The sequence below is a fragment of the Providencia rettgeri genome (genome assembly GCF_013702265.1).
In the GTDB taxonomy this organism is placed as follows: Bacteria; Pseudomonadota; Gammaproteobacteria; order Enterobacterales; family Enterobacteriaceae; genus Providencia; species Providencia zhijiangensis.
In genome coordinates this window covers 3602635-3617693 of sequence record NZ_CP059348.1, presented here as the reverse complement: position 1 = coordinate 3617693, position 15059 = coordinate 3602635, and the positions used below count along the sequence as shown (strand labels likewise).

At 45.2% G+C, this 15059-nt stretch carries 13 protein-coding genes; 8 read left to right on the top strand and 5 right to left on the bottom strand.

The window, feature by feature from the left end:
* Positions 1–39 precede the first annotated feature (39 nt).
* Entirely contained in the window at positions 40–1833 is a 1794-nt protein-coding gene (locus tag H0913_RS16565) for an NAD-dependent malic enzyme (protein ID WP_181477628.1), read from the top strand.
* A gap of 134 nt (positions 1834–1967) precedes the next feature.
* Here the strand turns inward: H0913_RS16565 and hybG are convergent, their stop codons facing one another.
* From hybG to hydN, 3 genes are read right to left on the bottom strand one after another with little or no spacing between them, the layout of a single operon-like run.
* Positions 1968–2240, bottom strand: coding sequence for a hydrogenase maturation factor HybG (hybG, locus tag H0913_RS16560; protein WP_036949187.1), 273 nt, complete (start codon positions 2238–2240; stop codon positions 1968–1970).
* Positions 2241–2258: 18 nt separating this feature from the next.
* Positions 2259–2600: a hydrogenase maturation nickel metallochaperone HypA gene (gene hypA, locus H0913_RS16555; RefSeq protein WP_181477627.1), complete on the bottom strand. Its 342-nt coding sequence runs from the start codon at positions 2598–2600 to the stop codon at positions 2259–2261.
* A gap of 10 nt (positions 2601–2610) precedes the next feature.
* Entirely contained in the window at positions 2611–3159 is a 549-nt protein-coding gene (gene hydN / locus H0913_RS16550; RefSeq protein WP_132496486.1) for an electron transport protein HydN, read from the bottom strand.
* Positions 3160–3669: 510 nt separating this feature from the next.
* Here hydN and H0913_RS16545 point away from each other — a divergent pair.
* Positions 3670–5265, top strand: coding sequence for a sigma 54-interacting transcriptional regulator (locus H0913_RS16545; protein ID WP_181477626.1), 1596 nt, complete (start codon positions 3670–3672; stop codon positions 5263–5265).
* Positions 5266–5692: 427 nt separating this feature from the next.
* On the opposite strand, the gene fdhF is transcribed toward H0913_RS16545, so the two are convergent.
* Complete coding sequence (gene fdhF / locus H0913_RS16540; RefSeq protein ID WP_181477625.1) at positions 5693–7840, bottom strand: formate dehydrogenase subunit alpha; 2148 nt, start codon at positions 7838–7840, stop codon at positions 5693–5695.
* A 305-nt stretch (positions 7841–8145) separates the two neighbouring features.
* Here fdhF and H0913_RS16535 point away from each other — a divergent pair, with 305 nt between their 5' ends.
* The 4 genes from H0913_RS16535 (at position 8146) to H0913_RS16520 (ending at position 13499) form a co-directional block, all read left to right on the top strand.
* Complete coding sequence (locus H0913_RS16535; protein WP_181477624.1) at positions 8146–9864, top strand: lysophospholipid acyltransferase family protein; 1719 nt, start codon at positions 8146–8148, stop codon at positions 9862–9864.
* Positions 9865–10036: 172 nt separating this feature from the next.
* Positions 10037–10789, top strand: a complete 753-nt coding sequence (locus tag H0913_RS16530) for an ABC transporter ATP-binding protein (protein ID WP_181477623.1) — start codon at positions 10037–10039, stop codon at positions 10787–10789.
* 14 nt (positions 10790–10803) lie between these two features.
* Positions 10804–11784, top strand: a complete 981-nt coding sequence (locus H0913_RS16525; RefSeq protein WP_420720232.1) for an ABC transporter substrate-binding protein — start codon at positions 10804–10806, stop codon at positions 11782–11784.
* 62 nt (positions 11785–11846) lie between these two features.
* Entirely contained in the window at positions 11847–13499 is a 1653-nt protein-coding gene (locus H0913_RS16520) for an ABC transporter permease (protein ID WP_181478827.1), read from the top strand.
* Between the two features lie 42 nt (positions 13500–13541).
* Here the strand turns inward: H0913_RS16520 and H0913_RS16515 are convergent, their stop codons facing one another.
* Positions 13542–14018 (bottom strand): carboxymuconolactone decarboxylase family protein, encoded by a 477-nt coding sequence (locus H0913_RS16515; RefSeq protein WP_154638054.1) that lies wholly within the window; start codon positions 14016–14018, stop codon positions 13542–13544.
* Positions 14019–14076: 58 nt separating this feature from the next.
* Here H0913_RS16515 and H0913_RS16510 point away from each other — a divergent pair, with 58 nt between their 5' ends.
* Both H0913_RS16510 and H0913_RS16505 read left to right on the top strand, forming a co-directional pair.
* A complete protein-coding gene (locus tag H0913_RS16510) occupies positions 14077–14562 on the top strand; it encodes a MarR family winged helix-turn-helix transcriptional regulator (RefSeq protein ID WP_154638055.1) in 486 nt (161 codons plus the stop codon).
* 40 nt (positions 14563–14602) lie between these two features.
* Positions 14603–14986, top strand: coding sequence for a VOC family protein (locus tag H0913_RS16505; RefSeq protein WP_154602949.1), 384 nt, complete (start codon positions 14603–14605; stop codon positions 14984–14986).
* Positions 14987–15059: the final 73 nt, after the last annotated feature.

Sequence of the window (15059 nt, the reverse complement as noted above, 5' to 3'; positions counted from 1 at the left end):
TTCTCTGAATTATAATATTTAAATTAGAAGGTATTAATTATGTATAATCGACAAGCTAAAGTTGTTGTGGAAAATAACATTCGTAAAATTAAAACCACTGCAAGAGGATATGAAGTATTACGCGATCCATCATTAAATAAAGGAACGGCTTTTACTGAAGAAGAACGAAAAGCGCTGGACTTAAATGGTATTCTTCCTCCTGTTGTCACTGAGGATATGGAAACACAATTAAACCGTGCTTATCACGCTTACCGTGGATGCCATTCTGATTTAGATAAACATATTTACATGTGGCGTTTACACGATAATAACGTGACATTATTTTATGCATTATTACAACGTCATATGCTGGAAATGCTGCCAGTCGTTTATGACCCAGTTGTCGGCGATGCCATTGAAAACTATAGCGAGATTATTACTCGTCCTCGCGGGATCTTCCTCAGTATTAATGAACCTGAATTAATCGAAGAAAAGCTGCGTGCATTCGGTGCTGAAGGTGGTGATATTCGACTGATCGTGACCACTGACGCAGAAGAAATTTTAGGCATCGGAGACTGGGGCTCTAATGGTATCGATATTTCAGTCGGTAAGCTGGCTGTTTATACTGCTGCAGCGGGCGTAGATCCTCACAGTGTTATTCCTGTTGTTCTCGATGTCGGGACTAACAATGAAAAACTGTTAAATGACCCATCATATGTGGGTAATCGTCATGAGCGCATTCAAGGCAAAGTCTATGACGATTTTGTTGATGCTTATGTCAAAGCGGCAAGAAAGTTATTTCCAAATGCAGTTATGCACTGGGAAGATTTCGGTTCAACAAATGCGCGTCGCATTTTGGATAAATACAGAGCGAATTTCGCGACATTTAACGATGATGTGCAAGGCACGGGTGCCATTGTATTGTCGGGCTTATTGAATGCGGTGAAATTAAGTAAAACGCCTTGGACTGAGCAAAAAGTGGTTATCTTTGGTGCAGGAACTGCGGGCTGCGGTATTGCAGACCAAATTCGTGACCAAATGATCCGCAGTGGTCTGTCTCGTGAAGAAGCCATTTCTCGCATTTGGTTAATTGACTTGCCGGGACTACTGACCACCGACATGGTAGACAGCTTACTGTATTTCCAAAAAGATTATGCGAAAAACAGCCAAGATGTTGCCAATTATCCAAGAAAGATTGTTGATGTTTCTGTTGAAGCACAAACCCGCTGGCCGGATATGGCGGATATCCTTGCGAAACAGAATAAAGCTAAAGGTATTATTGATTTAGCAACGGTTATCGAGAATGTAAAACCAACGATTTTAATTGGTACATCAACAACACCGGGTGCTTTCACTCAAGATATCGTTCGCAGCATGGCAAGCCATGTTGAACGCCCAATTATTTTCCCATTATCAAACCCAACATTACTGCATGAAGCAACACCACAGCATTTAATTGAATGGACTGAAGGGAAAGTGTTTGTTGCAACGGGCGCGCCATTTGATGATGTGATTTATAACGGTGTTTGCTACAAAATCGGCCAGGCAAATAACGCTGCGCTTTATCCGGGGCTAGGTTTCGGTGCTATCGTGTCGAAAGCCACGAAAATTACCGATGAAATGATTTTTGCCGCAGTTCAAGCCGTGGCAAGCCAAGCAACATTAGGCTCAGAAGGTGCATCGTTATTACCATCGAATGAAGATTTACGTATCACTTCAAGTATCGTTGCTCTTGCTGTTTTACGTATGGCGAAAAGCCAAGGCGTAGCAGGGGTTAACGCCAGTGATTCTGAAGTCGAAATGGTGAGAACACAATCTTGGTGGCCGGTTTATGTGCCAGTTGAAGCTATCTAATTACAGAGTGTGATTGATAGTTTGATTGAGTAAAACGGTAATTAATGAAACCTGACACAAAAGTGTGTCAGGTTTTTTTGATGTATAAAAAGGTGCGAAATACAAAAAGCTGTGGGGTGAATAAACACGTGCTATCACGCATTTCCTCGCAAAAAATACCCTACATCTTCTTCAACTTCTTCCATTGCCATTAATGCTTCTAAGGTATCTCTAGCTTCTTTTTCATCGAGAATACTCATGGCGAAACCGACGTGAACTAATACCCATTTACCGACCATACTCTCGGTATCCCCTTCACAGACGAGGGCAATATTCACTTCCCGTTGGACACCACAGACATCCACTTGGGCGCTATCCATAGGGGTTTGACCAACGGCAACCACTTGACCGGGAATACCTAAACACATAACTGGCTCCTAAACGGGTTATTCAACTTCAATCTGCTTCACTTGCATGGCGCTGGTGCTGTCGACAATTAAATTTTGGCTGCCGCAGTGGGGGCATCCTTCACCAAACTGAGTTATTTGTACCTGATGCTGACAATCTCGGCATTGTGCTTGGGCAGGGGAAATCACAATATGTAATTCGGCACCTTGTGCGAGGGTATTACGGCAAATAATATCGAAACAAAAATGCACGGCGGATTCCTCTACGCAAGAGACGGCGCTGAGTTCTAACCACACACCCGTCACCCGCCGAGCATGGTTGCGTTTAGCGTGCTGTTCAATAATCTCAAATGCGCTTTGGCATAAGGCAACTTCATGCATTTGTCATTCCTTAAGACAAAATATCCGCTGGATTTTCAAAGGCAGCGCGACGGCGGCGTTCTTTGATAATTTCATCCATTTTATTTCTGTCGACGATCATTAAGGCTTCTGTTGGACAGACTTCTACGCAAGCTGGTCCACCTTCACGGGTATGGCATAAGTCGCATTTATGCGCCTCAGCACGATACTGTGGAATGGTATTGAGTGCCGTGGTGTGCTGAGCTACGGGGCGGCTGATGACTTCCATGGTGCCGTAAGGACAAGCGATCACACAGGTTTTGCAGCCAATACACTTAGATTGGTCTACGTACACGAAATCATCTTTACGGCTGATGGCGCCATTAGGGCATACATTGGCGCAGGGGGCATCTTCGCACTGACGACACACTACCGCTGTGCTGACGGTATAGCCTTTTAGCACATGAATCCGTGGAAAAAATTCATCTTTTACAACAGTGGCAATCCCTGTTTCTTGCTCTTGGTGGGAGACCACACAAGCCACTTCACAGGTGTGACAGCCAATGCACTTCTTTGGGTCTGCAATGATGAAACGGTTCATCATATTCTCCTGAATGATCGTAAACGGGCATGGGATCCGGTCTATTCCGGTTGCCTCGTCTTATGCTGACAATACTCAGAGATAAGCATGGATCGTGCCAAATTCGATAAATAAATTAATTCAATAAAATCAATCAGTTGGTTATTATTGGATAATCACGAAAAAATAGATTTTTCATATTCGACACGGCTTTCGACATTATTGTCGAGAGACATGAAATCGGTATTAAGCGGATATTGGGTTAAATCAACCAATATCTAAAATAGGTGAATGGATCAAACTTAAATCAGACTTCGATATTATTTTTTCAAATAATGACTACAATATTAGTATTAAATCAAAAACAGCAATCGCATTAATCACACTATTAAACTTTTTTATTTTTATTATTGATAAATAAGTCGTTTATAAATGAAAATTTAAAACTCTAACTAATTCTCATTATTGTTAGTCAGCAAAATAAATAAATGACTTAGCAATGCAGTGGGTTAGGACGAGATTGGAGATTTTGTGAGCATATCCGAAACCACCGAACAAATTCGTCATGAACGTGACCAATTCAGGATCCTTGTGGACATCACTAACTCAGTGCTTTCTCATCTTGAAATGGATGGGTTAGTGGCTGAAGTTTCGCGAGAAATTTACCGATTTTTTGGTATTAGCCAAATTAGCGTTGCTCTTTGTGATAATGTCAGTTCAGCGGTTTATCTTTGTTATTCAAGCCATTATCAACGCTCAAAACCGGTTAAAAAAAGCCAGTATCATCTTAATGAACTGCATGCGGATCTCGCTCAAGTCTTGGAGAGCAACAAACCGCTGCGCTTAACGCTCGATAGTCAAACTCAAGACCCTCTGTATCAAAACCTGTGCGCGGAAGGGATGACGGAAACCTTATTATTGCCGTTGGCATTCAATCATAAGCCATTGGGTGTTTTGGTATTATCCCATGAAGATGACCATATTTTCACCGAAGATAACTGCACTTTGTTGAAACAAGTGGCGGCACGCTTTGCGATAGCCGTGGACAATGCGGCAGCGTATGGTGAAATTACTCGCCTCAAAGATAGCCTGAAAAATGAAAATTTATGGCTCAATGAACAGATCCAAAACACCAATAGTTTCAGCGAAATAGTCTTCCAAAGTCAGGCTATGCGTGAAGTATTGGAGCAAGTGGATTTAGTCGCTCGCAGTGATAGCACTGTGCTCATCTTGGGTGAAACGGGCACCGGTAAAGAGTTAATTGCCAGAGCCGTTCATCAACTTAGCCATCGTCACCAACGCTCGCTGATTAAAATGAACTGTGCGGCAATCCCAACGGGTTTACTGGAAAGTGACCTGTTTGGGCATGATAAAGGCGCATTTACCGGCGCGACGAGCACCCATATTGGTCGCTTTGAAATGGCGGATAAAAGCACGCTGTTTTTAGATGAAATTGGTGATATGCCATTGGATTTACAACCAAAATTATTGCGTGTTTTGCAAGAGCGTGAGATTGAGCGCATTGGTGGCAATAAAGTTATCCCTGTGGATGTGCGCCTTGTGGCGGCGACCAATCGCAACTTAAAGGCGATGACGGAAGACCGAGAGTTTCGTGAAGATCTCTATTATCGTTTGAATGTGTTCCCGATTGTGATCCCGCCATTACGTGACCGACCAGAAGATATTCCGCTGCTCGCGACCTATTTCACCAAGAAAATGGCGCAGCGTATGAACCGTAAAATTGATTGCATTCCTCGCGATGCTCTCGCGCAGCTATCCTTGTATCCATGGCCGGGCAATGTGCGAGAACTGGAAAATGTGATTGAACGTGCCGTCATTTTAACCCGTGGGAATACGTTGAATATTCAATTGCATGAGCTAAATATCCCAAAACCATCTCGTATTAAAGAAGCCCTGAATAAGCCCAGTTCATTAGAGCGAAAAATGCAGACGGATGCGCCAGAAAGCGATGATGAAGAGCGAAACCGCATTATTGAAGCGCTGAAAGCCACCAATGGGGTGGTTGCAGGGGCGAGAGGGGCGGCAGCTCGTTTAGGGTTGAAGCGTACGACGTTGCTTTCAAGGATGCAGAGATTGGGGGTTAGTGTTCAAGATTTATTCCAGTAATCTCGTCATACTTAATCTCGTCATACTTAATCTCGTCATACTTCACGCTGTGGCGTTGTTGGCCGCACTGTGATACTCGGGTCACATACTTATGTATGCTCCCCGAGATATCTTCGTTTGCCGCCTAGCCACAACGCGAATTATTTAGAGATTGGTAGAAGCTGGCAAAGGAAAAAGGAAAGGGAAAAAAGAAATGGGAAAAAGGAAAGTTAATAAGTAAAAAATAAAGGATGTTGATTATTTTGTTGGAAAGTTATTTTTTTATTAAATAGTTTTTAATGGCGATTAATATTTTATTTTAATCGTTTGTTGAATGGGGATGTTTATTATCTTTATACGGATTTTAATCTATATCGTTTTTAATATAAATTTGCACTGTAGGTTTACTTTATATACGCATACCTACAGTGCAAAGCGTTAAAACAAACTATAAACCTTCGGCCGCCTCACGTAAGCGACGTTTGATACCCGTATACTCCTGAACCACATAATGCTCGGCTTGATGTTGATCCGCGATTGGCTCAACTCGCACCGCACAATATTTGTATTCTGGTGTTTTGGTTATCGGGCTTAAGTTTTCGGCGACCAGTTCATTACAAGCACCAATCCACCACTGATACGTCATATATACGGCGCCTTTATTTGGGCGGTCGCTGATATTGGCGCGAGTGATGACTTTACCTTGTCGTGAACAGACCCAGACCAGTTCCTGATCTTTAATGCCTAACGTTTTCGCATCGGCAGTATTGATCTGAACAAAACCTGGTTCGTCAGCAAGAGACGCTAGGGCTTTACAGTTACCGGTCATAGAGCGGCAAGAGTAGTGACCCACTTCACGCACGGTGGCAAGAACCATTGGGTATTCAGCACTGACTTGGTCGATTGGTGGACGCCATTCGCAAGTGAAGAATTGACCGCGACCATTTGGTGTATCGAAATTACCACCTTCATACAGGTACTCAGTGCCTTCACTTTCTAATGTACGACATGGCCATTGAATGTATGCCAAGCCCGCCATTTTTTCGTAAGTTGCACCAAAATAAATCGGGCAAAGCTCACGCAGCTCATCCCAAATTTCTTTGGTGTTGTTGTAGTGCATTGGGTAGCCCATTGCGGTTGACATTAAACTGATGATTTCCCAGTCAGTTTTCACATCACCCACAGGCTCTACCGCTTTATAGAAGCGTTGGAAACCACGGTCAGCCGCCGTATAAACACCTTCATGTTCTCCCCAAGAAGTGGCTGGGAAAATCACGTCTGCAATTGACGCGGTTTTAGTCATAAAGATATCTTGCACGATTAACAGCTCAAGTTTGTCGAACGTGCGGCGGATCGTTGCTAAATCCGGCTCTGTTTGCAGTGGATCTTCACCCATCACATAGTGTGCTTTCAGCACGCCTTCATCGATAAAGTGAGGGACTTCACTCAGTGGAATACCATTTTCATCCGGCATTGCGTCAATGCCCCAGAATTTGGCGAATTTCTCGAGTGCCGCTTTATCTGAAACATACTGGTAGCCCGGCAGCGTATTTGGTAATGCGCCCATATCGCAGGCACCTTGTACGTTATTTTGACCACGTACAGGACCCACACCCACATGCGGCTTGCCAAGGTTGCCTGTCAGTAATGCCAAGCTGGTCAGAGACTGAACCGTCTCCACCCCTTGATAGAACTGAGTCACACCCATACCCCATAAAATGGTGGCATTTTCAGCTTTGGCGTACATCCGTGCGGTTCTGCGGATATCCTCGGCTTTGATGCCGGTGATCTCTTCAACTGATTCAGGTGTGTATGGCGCGACTAATGCACGATATTCGTCGAATTTATCGGTATGTGCCTCGATAAAGGCATGGTCATACAGATTTTCCTCGATGATAACGTAGGCTAACGCATTCAATAATGCGATATTCGAACCGTTTTTCAGTGGTAAGTGAATATCTGCAATACGCGCGGTTTCAATATAACGCGGGTCGCAGACAATAATTTGTGCCCCTTTCTCTTTCGCTTTTAAAATACGGCGAGCGACAATAGGATGTGAGTCCGCGGCGTTATAACCGAAGACAAAAATACATTTGGTATCCTCAATTTCAACAATTGAGTTGCTCATTGCGCCATTACCGACCGAACGCTGCAGACCTGCAACCGAAGGGCCGTGTCAGACACGAGCACAGCAGTCGATATTGTTACTACCGACCGCTGCACGAACAAATTTCTGCATCACGAAGTTAGCTTCGTTACCCGGACCGCGGGAAGAGCCTGTCGTCATGATGGCTTTTGGGCCATATTTTTCTTTGATGGCTAATAAACGGGAGCTTGCAAATTCAATGGCTTCCTCCCAAGAAACGGCCTCTAATTTGCCACCACGTTGACGGCGGATCATCGGGTTTTTTAAACGCGGCGTTAAAATTTTAGTGTCATGAATGAAGTCCCAGCCATAGTAACCTTTCAGGCAAAGCTCCCCTTCATTTGTGTGACCATTTGCGCCTTCAGCGCCTATGATCTTCCCGTTCTCCACCTTCAGGTTGATTTTACAGCCTGAGGCGCAATACGGGCAGACGGTGATGACTTTTTCCATCAACATTGCTCCTCTATTTTTGTGTAGCGGTTTCCCGCTCTTTCAAGAGAGCTAATGCAGGGTTTGTGCCAGTTTTTTTAGCGAAGACTGAATTTGTAATTAACTGAATAAAAAGACAATATTTTTAGGTGGAAAGTAAACAAAAGCTAAATGGAGAAGAAATCGTCAAAAGTGTCGAGGATTTCTCGGACAATGACGTATAGTTCTTGCATCATTTATTTCATAATCTTGTCACAAAGTGGTTATTTATTCGTCATTATTATGACTTAAATTTGCCAATAACGCGCATGTGAGAGGACTTCATTATGTTTAGTGTTGATGCTTTACTGGAAAGTGCTTTTCCGCAGCAAACACTGCCCGCTTGGAAACGGAAGTTATTAAAGCGTTTATTACATGAAAGAGATTTCCAGCAGCTTGCTGAAGATTATCCGCACTTAAAAGGGCTCGATCTTGTCGAGCAGTTTATGAATGACTTGAATGTCCGTTGCGAATTAGGCGATGGGGATTTAGAGAATATCCCAAGCCAAGGGCCGGTCTTATTTGTTGCAAATCATCCGATTGGCTCCCTTGATGGGCTCGCAATTTTACGCGCAGTGGCAACGGTTAGACCCGATGTCAAAATCGTCGCCAACCAAATGCTCAGTTACCTTGAGCCACTTCAAAGCTTATTTATTCCTGTCGATAATGTTGGCAATCGCACCAACCGCCAGCAAGTCGTTGGTATGCAATCGCATCTTGATAACCAAGGGGCCTTGGTTGTTTTCCCTGCGGGGGAAGTTTCTCGCTGGAGCACGAAAGGCGTTCGTGATTGTCATTGGCGCACAGGTTTTTTACGTTTAGCCGCCAAATCTCGCGCACCGATTGTTCCTGTGCATGTGCAAGCCCATAACAGCCTGCTGTTCTACACAACATCCTTGGTGTATAAGCCGCTATCTGCTTTGATGCTGGTGAACGAAATGTTCAAGCAGCGCAATAATCGCATCAAATTACGCATCGGTGGGCGCATCCCGTTTTCCCAATGGTATGACGGGCGAACGAATGATAATGAACTGGCAGAGCGGTTTCGTCGCCATGTGTATCTGCTAGGGAAAGGAAAGGCTGGGCTGTTTACCTGTGAAGCCCCAATCGCGTTACCTGAAGATCGCATTGAACTGAAAAAGGCGCTAGCGGCTTGCGAACAATTAGGCGTCACTCCTGATGGTAAAATTATTTACCTCTACCAGCGTCAGCAAGAAGAGCGAACGCCGATTCTACGCGAGCTAGGGCGATTGCGGGAAATCGCATTTCGCGCGGTGGGGGAAGGCTCCGGTCGACGCCGCGATCTCGATAGTTTCGATGACGATTATTACCATCTTATTTTATGGGATGAAGAGGATTTAGAAGTGGTGGGCGCATACCGATTTGTGCCGACGGAGCAGCAACTAGAGAAAAAAGGGTTAGAGGGGATCTACAGTAATAGCCTGTTCCACTATAACCAAGACATGATGCCTATTTTGGCGCAAGGAATTGAATTAGGGCGCAGTTTTATTCAGCCTGCCTATTGGGGAAAACGTGGCTTAGATTATCTTTGGTTAGGTATTGGCGCGTATTTAGCGAAGTATCCGCAATATCGTTATCTATTTGGCCCTGTGTCTATCTCAGGAAGTATGCCCGTTGCTGCGCGTGATTTGCTGATTGCCTTTTATCGCCTTTATTTCTCCTCGGAGCTGGCAATGGCGCAATCCCGTAAGCCGTATCCCGCGTCACTACCACAGGTTTTAGCCCAGTTTGATGGCAATAACTATCAAGAAGATTTAGTGAAGCTAAAAAGCTTACTCAGCAATATTGGCTGCTCTATTCCGACGCTGTATAAACAGTATACGGAGCTGTGTGAACCAGGTGGCGTGCAGTTTATTGATTTTGGTACTGACCCTGCGTTTAACGACTGCATTGACGGTTTGGTTTTGGTGGATTTAAGCCGCTTAAAACCACAGCGTTATCAGCGTTATATCGCAGTTCATCAAGCGCAATCGACGACTGAATAAAATGATGGGAAGGGTGAGGAAACTCATCCTTTCCTATCTTATTTATTATATTAATAATCCCATTGATGCCCATTCACCCTGTCATTATTCCATCATAAATTTGTCATCTCACTGACCCATTCCTTTCGTAGCATCCTCGATAACGATTAAGTCCCAAAGAGGATAACAATGTATGTTAAACGCACTCTCTTCATTGAATGGGAGTCAGGATGCTTTTCAAAAAGCTAACGCAGCGAATGCGCAATTAGCCTCGCAGCATCCGATGATTTCTATTCACAAACTCTCTCAAGTTTTTGCTCATCAAACGGTGCTGGATGGGATTGATCTGACCGTCGAAAAAGGCTCTATCTTAGCGCTATTAGGCCCCTCCGGTTGCGGTAAAAGCACCTTATTGAAGCTGTTAGCGGGGTTATTGCAACCAAGCTCAGGCGAGATTTTATTGAATGAAAAGCTGGTTGCAAGTGCCCAGCGACTTGTCCCGCCGGAACAGCGCAATCTCGGTATGGTGTTTCAAGATTATGCACTTTGGCCTCACATGACCGTATTTCAGAACGTGGCTTTTCCTTTACGTATGCGCAAAGTGGCGCGTCAAGCGATAGAGGATAGGGTGAACCAAGCCTTAGAGCGGGTTGGATTAGCAGGTTTTGCCAAGCGTAAACCTGCCGACCTCTCTGGCGGTCAGCAGCAGCGGGTGGCATTAGCCCGCGCCATTATCGCGGAACCTGAAATTTTATTGTTTGATGAACCCCTTTCTAACCTTGATGTTGCTTTACGCCGTTCTCTGTGTGATGAGATGGCGCAGCTACTTCGCGCATTAGAAATTACCGCCGTTTATGTCACTCACGATCCTGCAGAAGCCCATGCATTGGCGCATCAAATCGCTCATATGCAAAACGGCAAAATAGACAGTTTGGCCACCTTATGAAGAGAGACTCTGTTATGCAAAAGCTGATGTTATCAAACCATTTTTCCATGAAAGGTATCGCAATGAGTTTAGGATTATCCTGCGCACTATTTTCCGTTTCTTCCCATGCCTTGACCGTCTACACCGCAGGGCCAGGGGCGATGGCAAAACAGCTAGCCGCGGGGTATGAAAAGCAAACAGGCGTGAAAGTGGATGTGTTTCAGGCAACGACTGGCAAAGTGATGGCGCGCTTAGAAGCGGAACAGGCCAACCCGCGTGCGGATGTCTTGATTTCTGCCTCATGGGATACCGCGGTAGACCTTCAGCAAAAAGGCTGGTTACTGGCGTATGAAAGCCCAAATGCCGAAAAAGTGCCTGCGCAATTCAAAACACCATACTATGTGGCACAAGGGATCTCCGCCTTGGGGATTGTTTGGAACAGTAAAAGTGGCACGCCGAAGCCAACAGATTGGGCAGATCTAGCTCAGCCAGTTTTTAAAGACAAAGTCACCATGCCAGACCCTGCATTGTCAGGGGCATCGTTAGACTTATTGTTGGGATTACAGAATGCAAAACCAGAAGCCGCATGGACGCTATTCTCTGAATTAAAAGCCAACGGGATGGTGATTTCTGGTCCGAATGCGCAAGCGTTAACGCCTGTGTTGCAAGGGGCAAAAGCGGCTGTATTTGGGGCAGTCGACTATGTGGCTTATGGCAGCATAGCGGAAGGTGAATCCATCGAGGTGATTTTCCCAAGCAGCGGAACGGCCATCGCGCCACGTCCCATGATGATTTTAAATAGCAGTAAACAGCAAAATGAAGCTAAAGCTTTTGTTGATTACGTGCTCTCTCCTGAAGGTCAGAAAATCGTGGCAGATGCCTGGTTAATGCCAGCCAGAACGGATGTTGCTGGCAAGCGGCCTGATTTTTCGACGTTAAAACTGTTGCCAGAACCGACTACCGACAGCGCAGAACGCAGCAGCGTGTTATCTCGCTTTAGCGGCATTTTCCGCTAACGGTTTTCTCTTCCTCGCCGCTGGGTGGCATTAGCGACCCAGCAGGAGCTGATTTTCTGATGATGACACGTCGTTTATTGCCATTTTCGATCTTAATCGCCTTGGCGATTTTAGTGATTATTCCCTTGAGTTTTATTGTGTTACAAGCGCTATTTCCGTATTTTGGACAAGGGGATTTCAGCCAAATTTTCCAGCCGATTACCCATCTATTTAATGAACCAGCACTGGCAAATTTACTGCAAAATACGTTTTTACTGGGTTTAGGTGTGGCGCTGGTGAGTGCCATGATAGCCATCCCATTAGGGGCTTTACGTGGCTTATTTAACCTGCCTTTTGCCCGTGTTTGGGACTTACTGTTTTTGATTCCATTTTTAATTCCACCTTATATCGCAGGGCTTTCATGGATGTTAACCCTGCAACCGAATGGTTATTCTCAGCAACTATTTGGTATCAGCCCCGGTAGCGCCCTGTTTTCCCTTGGGGGAATGGTGGTGATTATGTCGTTAAATCTGTTTCCGGTGCTCTATTTTGCGGTCTCCCGCAGTATGGCGGTGAATGGCAACCGTCTGGCGGATGTGGCACAAGTTCATGGGGCATCCGCATGGCAGGCATTTATGCGAGTGACATTGCCTCTCTCTTTGCCTTCGATTGCCGCAGGTTTATTGCTGGTCTTCACTTTGGCGATTGAAGAATTCGGCATTCCTTCGGCGATTGGCTCTCCGAATGGTATTCGGGTTCTGACAACGGATATCGAGCAGCGTCTTGCCGATTGGCCGATTGATTTACCGGGAGCGGCATCGCTGTCATTGGTATTAGCCAGTTTGGCGCTATTGGCTTATACCTTACAGCGTTCGTTAGTGTCTGGGCGTAATGTGGCGACGAATACGGGCAAAGCCGCGGCATTGGTGACTCGCTCATTGGGTATTTGGCGGATTCCCGCGGTGTGTTTGTTTTCTTTCGTGGCGCTTTGCGCGGTTGGCATGCCATTACTGGCTATGTTTGGCACGGCATTTTCCAATACGGTTTCTGGCGGTTTGACGTGGGATAATCTAACGCTCCGGCATTTTGCTGGACTGTTAAATAGCCACACAGAAGCCCTCGATGCATTAGTGATGAGTGTGTCTCTCGCAACGGCAACCGCGATATTGACGGGGATATTGGGCTTTTTATGTGCATGGCTGGTCGTCGCGCAGCGGATCCGTGGTGCCGCATTGCTGGATGGGCTCTCGTTACTGCCAATAGCCATTCCCGGTATTGTGGTCGCAGTGGGGCTTATTTTGGCGTGGAATCAACCGTTTTGGCCCATCACGCCCTACCATACTTGGGGAATATTATTGCTGGCCTATAGTTGCTTACTACTGCCTTATCCTGTGCGTTATTGCAGTGCGGCATTCACGCAAATTGGCGGCAGTTTATCCGATGCGGCACGGGTTCATGGCGCAGGGTTAATGACGTCACTGAGACTGATTTTATTTCCGTTGGTTTTACCGAGCTTAGTGGCGGCGATGATGTTGGTGTTTGCGGTGGCATCACGAGAGCTGGTTTCCTCGCTGTTACTGGCTCCTGCAGGTATGCAAACGGTGTCGATTTTTGTTTGGCGCCAGTTTGAGCAAGGTTCCATTGGCAGCGGTATGGCGATGGCCTGTCTGGCGGTATTGATAAGCTTAACCTTGATGCTGTGCGCGCAATTTATTCAGCAGCGGTATAGCCGTTAATCAACCATCCCAAGGGCGATATTCACCTTGGGATGCATGATTTTACAAACTCGATTTAGGAATTGGTGGCGCGAATTGCAGAGCACCCGCAATACGGTTCCAAGCATTAATCGCCCCAATCGCTGAGGTTAGAAACGCAATTTCGGATTCAGTAAATTCATTCTGTAGTGCTTGATAAACATCATCAGAAACATGCTGAGCAGCCATTAAAGTTAGTGATTCTGCCCAAGCGAGCGCGGCTTGTTCGCGAGGAGTATAAATACCGGCATCACGCCAAGTTGGCAAGAGATCCAATTTAGCGGCTTCAATCCCCAATTTACGGGCTAAGTTTAAGTGATATTGAAGGCAAAACGCACAACCGTTGATTTGGGATACGCGTATTTTCAGTAACTCAGTAAGTGGTTTTTCAAGCCCTGAATTGCTAACGGCTTTTCCCAGTTCTCCCATCGCGGCAACGACTTCAGGGGCGATTTTTTCAAACTGATTCCAATCACTTCTTCCAATAATTTCAGGTTTCATTCTGTGCTCCAAACGGATAATATAAGAACTCTGATAATAATATTCGAATTCTTACATTATGCGCAAGTCAAAAGTTAATACATCGATGATCCCTGAAATAGGGGAAGGCAAACGTGGGGAATCAGGTCATATTGGCTATTTACTGCGACAGGCTCATGCGGCTCATCGTATTCGCATGGAGCAAGTTTTGCAGGATGTGGGAGTAACGCTTCCTCAATTTTCTGTGTTGTTAATGGTTGCAGAATATCCTAAAGCCTCAGGGGCTGATTTAGCGAGGCTATCATTATTAACACCGCAGACTATGAGTGTGATTGTGAAAAATCTCGAAAAGGCGGGAATGATCTCTAAGTTGCCGCACCCGGAGCATGGGCGGATCCAAATTATTGAAATAACCCAATTAGGGGAAGCATTATTACGTCAATGCAAAGGGGCTGTTAAGTCCACTGAAAATAGGTTATTAAGTGGAGTGAGTGAATCTGATGAAAAAGTGATCCGAAAATGGCTGGTGGATGTCGCCAAGCAATTTGATAGCGACAAAGCCTAATACTCCCTATCTAATACTTCCTATGACGTGAGAGAAAATAATGAAATTCAAATACGCTATTTTGTATGTCGAGAATGTAGAGAAAACCCTCGATTTTTACCAACAAGCTTTTGGTTTTAAAAAATCGTTTCTCCATGAAAGTGGTGATTATGGCGAGCTGGATACTGGTAGCACAACAATTTCATTTTCTTCATTGGCGTTAATGAATCAACTCGGTAAAGGCGCGGTTGCTCCTAATCCGCACGCCCCTGTTTTTGAACTTGCTTTTGAGACTGATAATGTACAAAACGCGTTGGCTCAGGCAGTTAAAGCCGGAGCTGAGTTGGTACAAGACGCGCAGGAGATGCCTTGGGGACAAACGATAGGTTATGTTCATGACCTAAATGGCTTTTTGATCGAGATTTGCACACCAGTGCAAGGCTAATTCACTGTAAATATCGGAATTAGTCGATATACCGAATCACCTATTTTAGTGAAAATACAGCCAATTACGCTAA

Excerpts from the sequence above, each read along its gene's own strand:
- H0913_RS16565 (WP_181477628.1), top strand. The coding sequence starts at position 40 with ATGTATAATCGACAAGCTAAAGTTGTTGTGGAAAATAACATTCGTAAA.
- hybG (WP_036949187.1), bottom strand. The coding sequence starts at position 2,240 with ATGTGTTTAGGTATTCCCGGTCAAGTGGTTGCCGTTGGTCAAACCCCT.
- hypA (WP_181477627.1), bottom strand. The coding sequence starts at position 2,600 with ATGCATGAAGTTGCCTTATGCCAAAGCGCATTTGAGATTATTGAACAG.
- hydN (WP_132496486.1), bottom strand. The coding sequence starts at position 3,159 with ATGAACCGTTTCATCATTGCAGACCCAAAGAAGTGCATTGGCTGTCAC.
- H0913_RS16535 (WP_181477624.1), top strand. The coding sequence starts at position 8,146 with ATGTTTAGTGTTGATGCTTTACTGGAAAGTGCTTTTCCGCAGCAAACA.
- H0913_RS16530 (WP_181477623.1), top strand. The coding sequence starts at position 10,037 with ATGTTAAACGCACTCTCTTCATTGAATGGGAGTCAGGATGCTTTTCAA.
- H0913_RS16525 (WP_420720232.1), top strand. The coding sequence starts at position 10,804 with ATGCAAAAGCTGATGTTATCAAACCATTTTTCCATGAAAGGTATCGCA.
- H0913_RS16520 (WP_181478827.1), top strand. The coding sequence starts at position 11,847 with ATGACACGTCGTTTATTGCCATTTTCGATCTTAATCGCCTTGGCGATT.
- H0913_RS16515 (WP_154638054.1), bottom strand. The coding sequence starts at position 14,018 with ATGAAACCTGAAATTATTGGAAGAAGTGATTGGAATCAGTTTGAAAAA.
- H0913_RS16510 (WP_154638055.1), top strand. The coding sequence starts at position 14,077 with ATGCGCAAGTCAAAAGTTAATACATCGATGATCCCTGAAATAGGGGAA.
- H0913_RS16505 (WP_154602949.1), top strand. The coding sequence starts at position 14,603 with ATGAAATTCAAATACGCTATTTTGTATGTCGAGAATGTAGAGAAAACC.